Consider the following 13,495-nt stretch of genomic DNA (forward strand, 5'->3'; position numbering starts at 1 on the left):
CCCGGCCACCGCCCCTCATGGAAGCGCTTCGCGCCACAGTGCTCCTTCCAGTCGCCTCGACCCCGAGATCGCCGCGCGCCTCAAGCGCAGCGCCGACGGGCTCGTCCCCGCCATCGCCCAGCAGTACGACACCGGTGAGGTGCTCATGCTCGGCTGGATGGACGACGAGGCGCTGCACCGCACGCTGACCACCGGCCGCTGCACCTACTGGTCGCGCAGCCGCCGGGAGTACTGGGTCAAGGGCGACACCTCCGGCCACTTCCAGTGGGTCAAGTCCGTCGCCCTCGACTGCGACGCAGACACCGTGCTGGTGAAGGTGGACCAGGTCGGCGCCGCCTGCCACACCGGCGCGCGGACCTGCTTCGACGAGGACGTGCTCCTCAAGGACGGCGCCGGTTCAGGCACCGCCGCCCCGGGTCAGTAAGGTCAGCCGCCATGGACCTCGAGACCTTCCGCAAGCTGGCCACCGACCGCCGCGTCATCCCCGTCACGCGCAAGCTCCTGGCCGACGGCGACACCCCGGTCGCCCTCTACCGCAAGCTGGCCGCCGAGCGCCCCGGCACCTTCCTGCTGGAGTCCGCGGAGAACGGCCGCTCGTGGTCCCGCTACTCCTTCGTCGGCGTCCGCTCCGCCGCCACCCTTACGGCGCGCGACGGCCAGGCCCACTGGCTCGGCACCCCACCGGTCGGCGTCCCCGTCGACGGCGACCCGCTGGCCGCCCTGCGCGCCACCATCGAGGCCCTGCACACCCCGCACCAGGAGGGCCTGCCGCCCTTCACCGGCGGCATGGTCGGCTACCTCGGCTACGACATCGTCCGCCGCCTGGAGAAGATCGGCCCCGGCGAGCGCGACGACCTGAAGTTGCCCGAGCTGACCATGCTCCTGACCAGCGACCTCGCCGTCATGGACCACTGGGAGGGCTCGGTCCTGCTGATCGCCAACGCGATCAACCACAACGACCTCGACACCGGCGTCGACGAGGCCCACGCGGACGCGGTGGCCCGCCTCGACGCCATGGAGGCGGACCTGTCCCGCGCGGTGGCCCAGCCCCCGGCGGTCCTGCCGCCCTCCGAACTGCCCGAGTACACCGCGCTGTGGGGCGGCCCCGACTTCCAGGCGGCCGTCGAGGACATCAAGGAGCGCATCCGGGCCGGCGAGGCCTTCCAGGTCGTCCCCTCGCAGCGTTTCGAGACGCCCTGCACGGCCAGCGCGCTGGACGTGTACCGGGTCCTCAGGACCACCAACCCCTCCCCGTACATGTACCTGTTCCGCTTCGACGGCTTCGACGTCGTGGGCTCGTCCCCCGAGGCCCTGGTCAAGGTCGAGGACGGGCACGCCATGGTCCACCCCATCGCCGGCACCCGGTGGCGCGGGGCGACCCCGCAGGAGGACCAGGCCCTGGCCGACGAACTCCTCGCCGACCCGAAGGAGCGCGCCGAGCACCTCATGCTCGTCGACCTGGGGCGCAACGACCTCGGGCGGGTCTGCGAGCCCGGCTCGGTGGAGGTCGTCGACTTCATGTCCGTCGAGCGGTACTCCCACGTGATGCACATCGTCTCCACCGTCACCGGCAAGGTCGCCCCCGGTCGCACCGCCTTCGACGTCCTGACCGCCTGCTTCCCGGCGGGCACCCTCTCCGGCGCCCCGAAGCCCCGCGCGATGCAGATCATCGACGAACTGGAGCCGTCCCGGCGCGGGTTGTACGGCGGCTGCGTCGGCTACCTCGACTTCGCGGGCGACTCCGACACCGCGATCGCCATCCGTACGGCACTGCTCAGGAACGGCACGGCGTACGTCCAGGCCGGTGCCGGAATCGTCGCCGACTCCGACCCGGTCGCCGAGGACACCGAGTGCCGCAACAAGGCGGCGGCGGTCCTGCGGGCGGTGCACACGGCGAACCGACTGGGCGAGTAGGGCGATTCTCACGGAGCCCCGGGTGACCGTTCGCCCCCGGTTCGGGTGATAGTGGGGTACGTGACTGCCGTACCTCACCCCCGTTCAGAAGCCGCAGGACCCGCCAGGGCCGGCCGCCTCAGTCTCGCCATAGCTCTGCTGTCCGGTGCGCTCGGCGCGGCCGTGGCGTTGCTCGCGACCCGTCAGCGCTGGTCGGAGGGCACCGCGACGGTGGCCGGCGGCGCGTTCCCCCTGACCGCCAAGGGCAGCGACGTGACCGGCGTGCCGGCCGCGCTGGCCATAGTGGGCCTCGCCGCGCTCGTCGCCGTCTTCGCCGTACGCAGGGCGGGACGGTTGCTGGTCGCCGGGGTGCTGGCGCTCTCCGGCGCGGGGATCGCGGTGGCGGCCCTGATCGGCGCGGGCGACTCGTCGGCGCTGGACGAGCAGGCCGCGAAGGCGTCCGGGGACACGTCGGCGACGGTCTCCGAGCTCTCCCACACCGCCTGGCCCTACGTGGCCGTGGCCGGGGGCGCGCTGATCCTGCTGGCCGGGCTGCTCGCTCTCCGGTACGGGCGGCTGTGGCCGGCGATGTCGGGGAGGTACGAGCGGGACGGGGCGCCTCGGGCACGTCGTAAGGCTGTCGTCGTGGATCCCGACCGGCCCGAGGACATCTGGAAGGCGCTGGATCGTGGGGAGGATCCGACCGGGGCGTAGCGGTCGGATGTCGGCTGCGGGTCCGTGGGGCTTGTCGCGCAGTTCCCCGCGCCCCTGTGGGGCGCGTCCGGGTGCCCCCCGAACACGTCGCGCCCTTGCGTGCGGAACAATGGACCCTGAGCGACCGGCTCAGTCACGTACTTCAGCACCTAGGAGCAAGCAATGGCGGGCAGCAGCCACGGTCACACCCCGGCCGCCTGGACCGGTGTCACTATCGCCTTCATCGGTTTCTGCGTCGCGGGCGCCTTCATGGTGATGGCCCAGCCGGCGGGCTTCTGGGCCGGTATGGCGATCGTGGTCGTCGGCGGAATCGTCGGCTGGATCATGAGCGCGATGGGGATGGGCATGCCGAAGGACACCCACAAGCCGATCGCCACCGCACAGCCCGAGTCGGCGGACGCCAAGAGCTGACCCGCACACCGCGTGAAGGGGCGGCCCGGCGAAAGTGCCGGGCCGCCCCTCACGCGTTCGACGGCAGGACGGGGGAGAATGCCGGACGTGAACGCCGACACTGAGCGCCTGCCGTCCCGGACCGGCCTGGCCGGACGCCTGGCCGTCCCGGGCGGGATCCTCGCGGCCGTCGCCGGGGCCTTCGCGTACGTGGGGACCGTGGACCCCAACCAGCCCGGCCACTACCCCGTCTGCCCGCTCTACCGGATCACCGGCCTGTACTGCCCCGGTTGCGGCGGCCTGCGCAGCGCGCACGCCTTCGTCCACGGCGACTTCCCGGCTGCCCTCCAGGACAACGCGCTCGCGGTCGTGGGCTATCTGGGCTTCGCCGTGCTGTGGACCGTCTGGGTGGTCCGGGCGGCGCGCGGGCGGCCGCTGAGCCTCGGTCTCGGGCCGGTGCACCTGTGGACGGCGGGGGCGTTGCTGCTGGTCTTCACGGTTGTCCGGAACCTGCCCTTCGGTGGCTGGCTACATCCTTGATCACCGGTGAACGTCCAGGTACTGGGACCGGCGTCAACCGGATGCGAGGGCTACGCCCTCCTGCGGATACCATCGCAGTGACCACCTGTTTTCACCGGTCGCTGGAACTGTCAACCGTCTGGAAGGGGGCCGCTCGCGTGAGTGTGCTCGACGAGATCATCGACGGAGTCCGTGCCGACCTCGCGGAACGGCAGGCGCGCGTCAGCCTCGACGAGCTCAAGGAGCGCGCGGCGAAGGCTCCCGCGGCCAAGGACGGCGTGGCCGCCCTGCGCGGCGACGGCGTCAAGGTCATCTGCGAGGTCAAGCGCTCCAGCCCCTCCAAGGGCGCGCTGGCCGCGATCGCCGACCCGGCGGGCCTCGCCGCCGACTACGAGGCGGGCGGCGCGGCCGTCATCTCCGTCCTCACCGAACAGCGCCGCTTCGGCGGCTCGCTCGCCGACCTGGAGGCCGTTCGCGCGCGCGTGGACATCCCGGTCCTGCGCAAGGACTTCATCGTCACGTCGTACCAGCTGTGGGAGGCCCGGGCCTACGGCGCCGACCTCGCGCTGCTCATCGTCGCGGCCCTGGAGCAGCCCGCCCTGGAGTCCCTGATCGAGCGCGCCGAGTCCATCGGGCTCACCCCGCTCGTCGAGGTCCACGACGAGGACGAGATCGAGCGCGCGGTGGACGCCGGAGCGAAGATCATCGGCGTCAACGCGCGCAATCTCAAGACCCTCGAGGTCGACCGCGGCACCTTCGAGCGCATCGCCCCGGAGATCCCCGCCCACCTGGTCAAGGTCGCCGAGTCCGGCGTCCGCGGCCCGCACGACCTGATCGCGTACGCCAACGCCGGCGCCGACGCGGTCCTGGTGGGCGAGTCCCTGGTCACCGGCAAGGACCCGAAGACGGCGGTCGCGGACCTGGTCGCCGCGGGCGAGCACCCGGCACTGCGCCACGGGCGCGGCTGATCACCGGTTAGAGTTGGCCCGATGACTGTCACCATGACCCCCGCGGACCGGCACGCGCGCCTCGCGCGCGGCTGCCGCCCCCGTGGCTGCCGCGCGCCCGCCCGCAGGGTGCACGGGCGCAGGGTCAGGTACGTCATCGGCGACGAACCCGGGCAGGTGAACGGCCGTCGATGGCAGCGCGCCCTCTAGGGGCGCGGGGAACTGCGCGACAAGCCACACACGGCCCGCAGCCATCAGACGGACCCCGCCCCCACGGCGATTAGGTATCTCCCAACTCACCGTGAGGTTCAGCCATGCCCAGCGAGTTCTTCATCCCTGACCCGGAGGGTCAGGTCCCGAGCCCCGAAGGCTACTTCGGCAGCTTCGGCGGCAAGTTCATCCCGGAGGCCCTCGTCGCCGCCGTGGACGAGGTCGCCGTCGAGTACGACAAGGCCAAGCACGACCCCGAGTTCGCCCGCGAGCTCGACGACCTGCTCGTGAACTACACCGGCCGGCCCTCGGCGCTCACCGAGGTGCCGAGGTTCGCCGAGCACGCCGGCGGGGCCACAGTCTTCCTGAAGCGGGAGGACCTCAACCACACCGGCTCCCACAAGATCAACAACGTGCTCGGGCAGGCCCTGCTCACCAAGCGCATGGGCAAGACCCGGGTGATCGCGGAGACCGGCGCCGGCCAGCACGGCGTCGCCACCGCCACCGCCTGCGCGCTGTTCGGCCTCGAGTGCACGATCTACATGGGCGAGATCGACACCCAGCGCCAGGCCCTCAACGTGGCCCGGATGCGCATGCTCGGCGCCGAGGTCATCGCCGTGAAGTCCGGCAGCCGCACCCTGAAGGACGCCATCAACGAGGCGTTCCGCGACTGGGTCGCCAACGTCGACCGCACGCACTACCTGTTCGGCACGGTCGCAGGACCGCACCCCTTCCCGGCCATGGTCCGCGACTTCCACCGCGTGATCGGCGTCGAGGCCCGCCGCCAGCTCCTGGAGCGGACCGGCCGGCTGCCCGACGCGGCCATCGCCTGCGTGGGCGGCGGCTCCAACGCCATCGGCCTCTTCCACGCCTTCATCCCCGACACCGGCGTACGCCTCATCGGCTGCGAGCCCGCCGGGCACGGTGTGGAGACCGGCGAGCACGCGGCCACCCTCACCGCGGGTGAGCCCGGCATCCTGCACGGCTCCCGCTCCTACGTCCTCCAGGACGAGGAGGGCCAGATCACCGAGCCGTACTCCATCTCGGCCGGCCTGGACTACCCGGGCATCGGCCCCGAGCACTCCTACCTCAAGGACTCAGGGCGCGGCGAGTACCGCGCGGTCACCGACGACGCGGCCATGCAGGCCCTGCGCCTGCTCTCGCGCACCGAGGGCATCATCCCGGCCATCGAGAGCGCCCACGCGCTGGCCGGTGCCCTGGAGGTCGGCAGGGAGCTCGGCAAGGACGGGCTGATCGTCGTCAACCTGTCCGGCCGCGGCGACAAGGACATGGACACGGCCGCGCGCTACTTCGGCCTGTACGACCCCGACGCCGCCGTCGCGGCGGACGAGGCCGGCACCGGCGCGGAGATCGAGGGGGACGCCAAGTGAGCGGGAACATCCAGCTGTTGACCGACACCCTCGCCGCCGCCAGGGCCGAGGGCCGGTCCGCCCTGATCGCCTACCTCCCGGCCGGGTTCCCGACCGTGGACGGCGGAATCGAGGCGATCAAGGCCGCCTTCGACGGCGGCGCGGACGTCGTCGAGGTCGGTCTGCCGCACAGCGACCCGGTGCTCGACGGCCCCGTCATCCAGACCGCCGACGACATCGCCCTGCGCGGCGGCGTCAAGATCGCCGACGTGATGCGGACGGTCCGGGAGACCTACGAGGCCACCGGGAAACCGGTGCTCGTGATGACGTACTGGAACCCCATCGACCGCTACGGCGTCGAGCGCTTCACCGCCGAGCTCGCCGAGGCGGGCGGCGCGGGCTGCATCCTGCCCGACCTGCCCGTGCAGGAGTCGGCGCTGTGGCGGGAGCACGCCCAGAAGCACGGGCTCGCCACGGTCTTCGTGGTCGCGCCCAGCAGCAAGGACGCACGGCTCGCCGAGATCACCGCGGCCGGCAGCGGATTCGTGTACGCCGCCTCCCTGATGGGCGTCACGGGCACCCGGGAGTCGGTCGGGGCACAGGCCCAGGACCTGGTCGAGCGCACCCGGGCCGCCGGTGCCGGGCTGCCCGTCTGCGTCGGGCTCGGTGTCTCCAACGCCGAGCAGGCCGCGGAGGTGGCCGGCTTCGCCGACGGCGTGATCGTCGGCTCGGCCTTCGTGAAGCGGATGCTGGACGCGCCGGACGACAAGGCCGGCGTCGAGGGCGTCCGCGCCCTCGCGGGCGAGCTGGCGGAGGGCGTGCGCCGACAGGCGTAGGCCCACCGCACGCCGGTCAGGGCAGAACAGAAAATTCGGTCACTCGAACGGGTGGACCTGGGGCCGGGGAGGCGCGGTGCGCCTCCCCGGTTCGTTCTGCGGGTGTGAGCGAGAAGAACCGTGAGGGAAAGCGCACCGCCCGCGAGCGGCTGGCGGAGGAGCGCGCGAAGCAGAAGACCGCGGAGAAGCGGCGCCGGGTGCTGATCGTGGGCGCGAGTGTCGTGTGCGTCCTCGGTCTCGCCGCGGTGGTCGGCGTCGTCGCGGCCAACTCCGGCAAGGACGAGGACAGCTCCTCGGGCCCGGTCGTGGTGCCGTCGGGGGCCGAGGGCCAGGACAGTCTCGCCATCCCGGTCGGCAAGGAAGGGGCCAAGTCGACGCTCGTCGTCTGGGAGGACTTCCGCTGCCCGGCCTGCAAGGCGTTCGAGACGGCGTACCGCCCGACGATCCACGAGCTCACCGGCTCCGGGAAGCTCAAGGTCGAGTACCACCTGGCCACCATCATCGACGGCAACATGGGCGGCACCGGCTCCCGCAACGCCGCCAACGCCGCGGCCTGCGCCCAGGACGCAGGGAAGTTCCCGGGGTACCACGACGTGCTGTTCGAGAACCAGCCCGCGGAGACCAGCGACGACTACGCCGAGAACGGGAAGCTGCTCGAACTGGCGAAGAAGGTCGACGGCCTCGACACGCCCGCGTTCCGCACCTGTGTCGAGAAGGGCACCCACAACGGCTGGGTGGAGAAGTCCGCGGCCGCCTTCCGCAACGGCGGCTTCTCCGGCACCCCGACCGTGCTGCTCGACGGCAAGAACATCTACCAGGACCAGTCGATGACCCCGGCGAAGCTGAAGCAGCAGGTGGAGGCCGCCAACAAGGGCTGACGGCCGGTAAGACGGCGGCCGCTGCCTCTCACCCGCCTGTTATGGACCCGTTGCCGGGCCGCCCACCGTGGGCCCGGCCCGGCAGGGTAGCGTCGACCCTGCCATGGAACTTGCCTACATTCCCAGCCCGTCGCGCGGGGTGATCCACCTCGGTCCCATCCCGCTGCGTGGCTATGCGTTCTGCATCATCATCGGCGTCTTCGTTGCCGTCTGGCTCGGCAACAAGCGCTGGATCGCCCGTGGCGGGCGGGCCGGCACGGTGGCCGACATCGCGGTCTGGGCCGTGCCGTTCGGACTGCTCGGCGGCCGCCTCTACCACGTGATCACGGACTACGAGCTGTACTTCAGCGAGGGCCGTGACTGGGTGGACGCCTTCAAGGTCTGGGAGGGCGGCCTCGGCATCTGGGGCGCGATCGCGCTCGGCGCGGTGGGCGCGTGGATCGGCTGCCGCCGCCGGGGCATCCCGCTGCCGGCCTACGCCGACGCCATCGCCCCCGGCATCGCCCTCGCGCAGGCCGTCGGCCGCTGGGGCAACTGGTTCAACCAGGAGCTGTACGGCAAGCCGACCGACCTGCCGTGGGCCCTGCACATCACGTCCTCCACGGACGGGCGGGTGCCGGGCTACTACCACCCGACGTTCCTGTACGAGTCGCTGTGGTGCATCGGGGTCGCGCTCCTCGTCATCTGGGCCGACCGCCGCTTCAAGCTGGGTCACGGACGGGCGTTCGCGCTGTACGTCGCCGCGTACTGCACGGGCCGCGGCTGGATCGAGTACATGCGCATCGACGACGCCCACCACATCCTCGGGCTCCGGCTCAACGTCTGGACCGCGATCGTCGTGTTCCTGCTCGCCGTCACGTACATCGTGGTGTCGGCGAAGAAGCGGCCCGGCCGTGAGGAAGTCGTCGAGCCCGGTGCGGACGCCGTCGACGGTGAGCCCGAAGAGGGCGGGAAGGCCGACACCGACGAGCACGCCGACGCCGGTGAGAAGGCCGACGACGACGAGAAGGCCGAGGCCGATACCGCCGACGAGGCCGAGTCGGCCAAGAAGAGCTGACGCTCGGTCGCACGTACGTCGACGAGGGCGCCCCGAGCTGTCGGGGCGCCCTCGTCGTGTGTCAGCCGTGGCGGGCCAGGGAGAGGGTGCGGTGGGCCTGGGCCACCACCGCCGCGTCGACGAAGGTGCCGTCCGGGAGGGCCTGGGCCCCCTGGTCGGCCTCGGCCGCCTTCAGGACCGTCTCCGCCTGCTCGATCTCCTCCTCCGTGGGGAGGTAGGCGCGTTCGATCACCGGGAGCTGGCGGGGGTGGATGGCCGCCCGGCCCAGCAAGCCCAGGGCGCGGCCGTGGGCGCAGGAGGCCCGCAGGCCCTCCAGGTCCCGGATGTCCGGGTGGACCGACTGAGGTGGTGGAGGAAGGGCCGCCGCGCGTGCCGCCACGACCACTCGGGAGCGGCACCAGTCCAGGCCCCCGTCGTGCCGTACGCCCAGGTCGGCGCGCAGGTCCGCCTCGCCGAGGGCGATGCCGCGCAGGCTGGGGTGGGCGGTGGCGATGGCATGCGCGTGCTCGATGCCCAGGGCCGATTCGAGGAGGGCGTACAGGGGTGGGACGCCTCCGTCGGGCCGGGCCGCCGTTTCCGCGACGCGGGTGATCTGGGCCGGGGCGGTGACCTTGGGCAGGCGCAGGCCGGCGAGGCCCGGGAGGGCGGCGACGGCCGCCAGGTCCGCTGCCGCCAGGGGGCCGGCCAGGGAGTTCACCCGGACGTGGACCGGGATCGGCTGGGGGTCGCCGAGGCGTTCGGCGGTGGCCTCGCGGGCGTACCGCTTGCGCTCGGGGGCGACCGCGTCCTCCAGGTCGACGACCACGACGTCGGCACCGGCGACGAGGGCCTTGGTGACGGTGTCCGGACGGTCGCCCGGCACGTAGAGCCAGGTCAGGGGGTACGGCCTCACAGGGCGCCCTCCGCGCGCAGGGCCGTCAACTCGGCCTTCGACAGGCCCAGTTCGGTGAGGATCTCGTCCGTGTCCGCACCGTGCGGGCGGCCCGCCCAGCGGATCGCGCCGGGGGTCGAGGAGAGCCGGAACAGGACGTTCTGCATGCGCAGGGGGCCGAGCTCGGGGTCGTCGACCGTGGTGACGGTGTCGAGCGCCTGGTACTGCGGGTCGGCCATGACGTCCCGCACGTCCTGGATCGGGGCGATCGCGGCCTCCGCCTTCTCGAAGGCCGCGAGCACGTCGGTGCGGGTGCGTGCGGCGATCCACGAGCCGACCGCCGCGTCCAGGACGTCGGAGTGCGCGGCCCGCTGGGCGCCGGTCGCGAACCACGGCTCGTCGACCAGCTCCGGACGGCCCACCAGGTGCATCACGCGTTCCGCGACGGACTGCGCCGACGTGGAGACGGCGACCCAGGTGCCGTCGGCCGTGCGGTAGGTGTTGCGGGGGGCGTTGTTCGCGGAGCGGTTGCCGGTGCGCTCCTGGACGTGACCGAGCTGGTCGTACCAGGTCGGCTGGGGTCCGAGGACCGTCAGGATCGGCTCGATGAGGGCCATGTCGACGACCTGGCCCTCGCCGGTGCGCTCCCGGGCCGCGAGCGCCGTCATCACCGCGTACGCCGTGGCCAGGCCCGCGATGGAGTCGGCCAGGCCGAAGGGCGGCAGGACCGGGGGCGCGTCCGGTTCGCCGGTGATCGCCGCGAAGCCGCTCATCGCCTCGGCGAGGGTGCCGAAGCCGGGGCGGTGGGCGTAGGGGCCGAACTGGCCGAAGCCGGTGACGCGGGTGAGGACCAGGCGGGGGTTGACGGCGGACAGCTCGGGCCAGCCGAGGTCCCACTTCTCCAGGGTGCCGGGGCGGAAGTTCTCGATGACGACGTCCGCGGTGGCGGCCAGCCTGAGGAAGGTGGCCCGGCCGCCCGCCTTGGACAGGTCCAGGGTGAGGGTGCGTTTGTTGCGGCCCAGGACCTTCCACCACAGGCCGATGCCGTCCTTCGAGGGGCCGTGGCCGCGGGAGGGGTCCGGCTTGGTGGGGTGCTCGATCTTGAGGACCTCGGCGCCGAAGTCGCCGAGCAGGGTGGCGGCGAGGGGGCCGGCGAAGAGGGTGGCCGTGTCGAGCACGCGCAGGCCGTGCAGGGGGGTCTCGGTCATGACGTGTACCGGGCCTCGATCTCGGAGCGGTAGGGCATCGACGCCGAGGCGCCTTCCCGCTGGACGGAAAGTGCGGCGGCCGCGGCGGCCCAGGCCATCGCCTCCCGGATCGGCCGTTCCTCGCCGAGGGCGACGGCGAGGGTGCCCACGTACGTGTCGCCGGCACCGGTGGAGTCCACCGCGGTGACCCGCGGGGCGGGGACGACGAGGGGTTCGGCGTCCCGGGTCAGATACAGGCTCCCCGCCTCGCCCAGGGTGATCACCACGCGTGGGACCCGGTCGAGGAGGGCGGCGCCCGCGGCGAACGGGTCGGCGTGGCCGGTGAGGGTGGCCGCCTCGTGCTCGTTGGGCACCAACAGGTCGGTGGCGTCGAGGAGTTCGGGCGGCAGGGGCTGGACCGGGGCGGGGGTGAGGATCGTCCGGACGCCGTGGGCCCGGGCCGTCTGCGCGCCCGCGAGGACGGCTGCCAGGGGGATCTCCAGCTGGAGGAGGAGGGCGTCGGCCGAGGCGATCAGACCCTCGTCGCCGGGGGCGAGGTGGTCCACGGTGCCGTTCGCACCCGGGATGACGACGATCGCGTTGCCGCCCTCGTCGTCCACGACGATGTGCGCGGTGCCGGAGGGGCCGTCGATCGTGCGCAGGTGGTCGGTGGTGACGCCGGAGTGTTCGAGGGTGGAGCGCAGCCGGGTGCCGAAGCCGTCGTTGCCGACCGCGCCGATCATCGAGACGGTGGCGCCGGCGCGGGCCGCGGCGATCGCCTGGTTGGCGCCCTTGCCGCCGGGGATCGTACGGAACTCCCTGCCGGTGACGGTCTCCCCGCGCCGGGGTGCCTTCTCGACGTAGGCGACCAGGTCCATGTTCGTGCTGCCGAGCACGGCGATGTGGGTCATGGGCGAGCAGCCTCCCGGTGGGTGAGACGGGCCAGGGTGTCGAAGCCGGTGCCGTTGAAGTCGGCCACGGAGGTGGCCAGGCGGTTCTTCAGGGGGGTGGTCCAGCGGTCGGGGAGGTTCTCGGGGGCGCCGGAGAGGAGACCGGCGATGCTTCCCGCCGTCGCGCCGTTGGAGTCGGTGTCCCAACCGCCGCCGACCGCCTTGCAGACGGAGCCGTTGAAGTCGCCGTCCGCGTGGGTGAGGGCGGCGGCGATCAGGGCGGTGTTGGGGATCGCGTGGACCCAGTGGTGGGTTGCCGCGTAGGTGGCGTGGAGTTCGTCCACGACCGTGTCGAAGTCCTCGTTCCGCTCGGCCAGTCGGACGGCGTGGGTGACCGCCTTCGCCAGCCGGGAGTTCGGGGGGACCACGCCGAGGCCGGTGCGCAGGCAGGTGCGGATGTCGGGGGTCGCCGCCGCCTGGGCGATCACGGCGGCCGTGAACATCGCCGCGTAGACGCCGTTCGCCGTGTGGGTGAGGGTGGCGTCCCGGTGGGCCTGTGCGGCCGCGGCGGCCGGGTCGCCGGGGTTGGTCCAGCCGTGCACGTCCGCGCGGATCAGGGCGCCGATCCACTCGCGGAAGGGGTTGCGCCGACGGGCCGTTCCAGGGGGTTCCACGCCCTGGAGGAGGTTGCGGTAGGCGATCCGTTCGGCGGTGAAGGTGCGGCCGGCGGGAAGCTCGTCGAGCCAGAGCCGCGCCACGTCCGAGGTGGTGAAGCCCTTGCCGTGGCGTTGCAGCAACAGCAGGTTCAGCAGCGGGTAGTTGAGGTCGTCGTCCTCGGGCATGCCGTCGATGTTCTCGGCGAGGGAGGTGGCGGCGGAGCGGCGGTTCCAGGGATGGGCGGCGAGGAGTTCGGCGGGGACGCCCTTCGCCGTGAAGTAGGTGCGCAGGGGCCAGTTGCCGGTGGCCCGGGCGAGTCGGCGGATGGCTTCGAGGGGGAGCTTCTCCACGGGTTTGCCCAGGAGGCAGCCCACCGCCCGGCCCAGCCAGGCCGCTTCCAGGGCGCCCTGGGTGAGGGGGGCCGGGGAGGCGTCGGCCGGCCACGTCCGGCAGCTTGCCCTGATCCGCGCGAGGTCGGTGGGCTCGTCGTCCGCCAACGCGCTCGGCAGGTCGGCCAGTTCGTCCAGCAGGTCCTCCGCGAGCTGCCTCAGATACCTGGAGGCGGGCTCCGCCGAGGCCCCCGCCCGGGCCGGTGCCTGGCCGCCTCCGGCCGCTCGCCACCGCGCCGCGATCGCCGACGGCTCCCTGCCGTCCTGGGCCGCCTGGCGGAGCTCGTGGCCGATGAGGTCCTCCGGCTGGACCCAGGTCAGTCGGAGCATCTCGGGCCTCCGAGCTCCGCGAAGGCCGCCTCGTGCGTCCTGCGCCTGGTCAGGTCCCGCTCGAAGACCTCCCGGGTGACCGCCGTCAGGGTCGCCGCCGGTTCCCACAGGTCCAGCCGGCTCGCCTCCGAGACCGTCTTCGACCAGTCGTCCGGGACCGGGGAGCCCAGCGCGCCCGCCATCGCACCGGCCATCGTGGCGATCGAGTCGCAGTCCCGGCCGTAGTTCACCGCGCCGAGCACGGCCTGCCGGTAGTCGCCGGCTGCCACCAGCAACATCCCGAGCGCGACGGGGAGTTCCTCGATCGTGTGCAGGCGGGAGGGGCGGCGGGCGCCGAGGGAGGGGGCACGGTAGTCG

16 protein-coding genes are annotated in these 13,495 nt (G+C 72.7%); 11 read left to right on the forward strand and 5 right to left on the reverse strand.

Annotated elements, in window-relative coordinates:
• Window positions 1-67: 67 nt before the first annotated feature.
• From hisI to lgt, 11 genes are all read left to right on the forward strand, one after another.
• The gene (gene hisI / locus AOJ26_RS39290; RefSeq protein ID WP_063790389.1) at window positions 68-424 is read left to right on the forward strand and encodes a phosphoribosyl-AMP cyclohydrolase; all 357 of its coding nucleotides are present in this window, start codon (window positions 68-70) and stop codon (window positions 422-424) included.
• 11 nt (window positions 425-435) lie between these two features.
• The gene (locus tag AOJ26_RS39295; RefSeq protein WP_053853130.1) at window positions 436-1,914 is read left to right on the forward strand and encodes an anthranilate synthase component I; all 1,479 of its coding nucleotides are present in this window, start codon (window positions 436-438) and stop codon (window positions 1,912-1,914) included.
• Window positions 1,915-1,965: 51 nt separating this feature from the next.
• A complete protein-coding gene (locus AOJ26_RS39300; protein WP_053853142.1) occupies window positions 1,966-2,607 on the forward strand; it encodes a TIGR02234 family membrane protein in 642 nt (213 codons plus the stop codon).
• A gap of 162 nt (window positions 2,608-2,769) precedes the next feature.
• A complete protein-coding gene (locus tag AOJ26_RS39305; protein ID WP_053853131.1) occupies window positions 2,770-3,018 on the forward strand; it encodes an HGxxPAAW family protein in 249 nt (82 codons plus the stop codon).
• Between the two features lie 78 nt (window positions 3,019-3,096).
• Window positions 3,097-3,537, forward strand: a complete 441-nt coding sequence (locus tag AOJ26_RS39310; protein ID WP_053853132.1) for a DUF2752 domain-containing protein — start codon at window positions 3,097-3,099, stop codon at window positions 3,535-3,537.
• 137 nt (window positions 3,538-3,674) lie between these two features.
• Window positions 3,675-4,484, forward strand: a complete 810-nt coding sequence (gene trpC, locus AOJ26_RS39315) for an indole-3-glycerol phosphate synthase TrpC (RefSeq protein ID WP_053853133.1) — start codon at window positions 3,675-3,677, stop codon at window positions 4,482-4,484.
• Window positions 4,485-4,505: 21 nt separating this feature from the next.
• Window positions 4,506-4,673 (forward strand): tryptophan biosynthesis modulator TrpM, encoded by a 168-nt coding sequence (trpM, locus tag AOJ26_RS43220; RefSeq protein WP_107092876.1) that lies wholly within the window; start codon window positions 4,506-4,508, stop codon window positions 4,671-4,673.
• Window positions 4,674-4,777: 104 nt separating this feature from the next.
• Complete coding sequence (gene trpB / locus AOJ26_RS39320; protein WP_053853134.1) at window positions 4,778-6,064, forward strand: tryptophan synthase subunit beta; 1,287 nt, start codon at window positions 4,778-4,780, stop codon at window positions 6,062-6,064.
• Complete coding sequence (gene trpA, locus AOJ26_RS39325; protein ID WP_053853135.1) at window positions 6,061-6,879, forward strand: tryptophan synthase subunit alpha; 819 nt, start codon at window positions 6,061-6,063, stop codon at window positions 6,877-6,879. The genes trpB and trpA overlap by 4 nt, the downstream gene beginning before the upstream one ends.
• Before the next feature lie 104 nt (window positions 6,880-6,983).
• A complete protein-coding gene (locus tag AOJ26_RS39330) occupies window positions 6,984-7,757 on the forward strand; it encodes a DsbA family protein (protein WP_053853136.1) in 774 nt (257 codons plus the stop codon).
• A 103-nt stretch (window positions 7,758-7,860) separates the two neighbouring features.
• On the forward strand, window positions 7,861-8,814 hold the full coding sequence (lgt, locus tag AOJ26_RS39335; protein WP_053853137.1) for a prolipoprotein diacylglyceryl transferase: 954 nt from the start codon (window positions 7,861-7,863) through the stop codon (window positions 8,812-8,814).
• Window positions 8,815-8,875: 61 nt separating this feature from the next.
• On the opposite strand, the gene AOJ26_RS39340 is transcribed toward lgt, so the two are convergent.
• The 5 genes from AOJ26_RS39340 to AOJ26_RS39360 form a co-directional block, all read right to left on the reverse strand.
• Entirely contained in the window at window positions 8,876-9,706 is an 831-nt protein-coding gene (locus tag AOJ26_RS39340) for an HpcH/HpaI aldolase/citrate lyase family protein (protein ID WP_053853138.1), read from the reverse strand.
• Window positions 9,703-10,893, reverse strand: coding sequence for a CaiB/BaiF CoA transferase family protein (locus tag AOJ26_RS39345; RefSeq protein WP_053853139.1), 1,191 nt, complete (start codon window positions 10,891-10,893; stop codon window positions 9,703-9,705). Before AOJ26_RS39345 ends, AOJ26_RS39340 begins: the two co-directional genes overlap by 4 nt.
• Window positions 10,890-11,783 (reverse strand): ribokinase, encoded by an 894-nt coding sequence (rbsK, locus tag AOJ26_RS39350; protein WP_053853140.1) that lies wholly within the window; start codon window positions 11,781-11,783, stop codon window positions 10,890-10,892. The genes AOJ26_RS39345 and rbsK overlap by 4 nt, the downstream gene beginning before the upstream one ends.
• The gene (locus AOJ26_RS39355; RefSeq protein ID WP_053853141.1) at window positions 11,780-13,138 is read right to left on the reverse strand and encodes an ADP-ribosylglycohydrolase family protein; all 1,359 of its coding nucleotides are present in this window, start codon (window positions 13,136-13,138) and stop codon (window positions 11,780-11,782) included. Before AOJ26_RS39355 ends, rbsK begins: the two co-directional genes overlap by 4 nt.
• On the reverse strand, window positions 13,126-13,495 hold a 370-nt coding region (locus AOJ26_RS39360; RefSeq protein ID WP_199828923.1), incomplete at its 5' end, for an ADP-ribosylglycohydrolase family protein. The genes AOJ26_RS39360 and AOJ26_RS39355, both read right to left, overlap by 13 nt.

The organism is Streptomyces sp. NRRL B-24085, from assembly GCF_001282115.1.
Taxonomy (GTDB): Bacteria; Actinomycetota; Actinomycetes; order Streptomycetales; family Streptomycetaceae; genus Streptomyces.

Bases quoted from the DNA above. Each gene is read 5' to 3' on its own strand.
- lgt (WP_053853137.1), top strand. From the start codon at position 7,861: ATGGAACTTGCCTACATTCCCAGCCCGTCGCGCGGGGTGATCCACCTC.
- AOJ26_RS39345 (WP_053853139.1), bottom strand. From the start codon at position 10,893: ATGACCGAGACCCCCCTGCACGGCCTGCGCGTGCTCGACACGGCCACC.
- AOJ26_RS39310 (WP_053853132.1), top strand. From the start codon at position 3,097: ATGCCGGACGTGAACGCCGACACTGAGCGCCTGCCGTCCCGGACCGGC.
- AOJ26_RS39305 (WP_053853131.1), top strand. From the start codon at position 2,770: ATGGCGGGCAGCAGCCACGGTCACACCCCGGCCGCCTGGACCGGTGTC.
- trpB (WP_053853134.1), top strand. From the start codon at position 4,778: ATGCCCAGCGAGTTCTTCATCCCTGACCCGGAGGGTCAGGTCCCGAGC.
- rbsK (WP_053853140.1), bottom strand. From the start codon at position 11,783: ATGACCCACATCGCCGTGCTCGGCAGCACGAACATGGACCTGGTCGCC.
- AOJ26_RS39355 (WP_053853141.1), bottom strand. From the start codon at position 13,138: ATGCTCCGACTGACCTGGGTCCAGCCGGAGGACCTCATCGGCCACGAG.
- AOJ26_RS39295 (WP_053853130.1), top strand. From the start codon at position 436: ATGGACCTCGAGACCTTCCGCAAGCTGGCCACCGACCGCCGCGTCATC.
- trpM (WP_107092876.1), top strand. From the start codon at position 4,506: ATGACTGTCACCATGACCCCCGCGGACCGGCACGCGCGCCTCGCGCGC.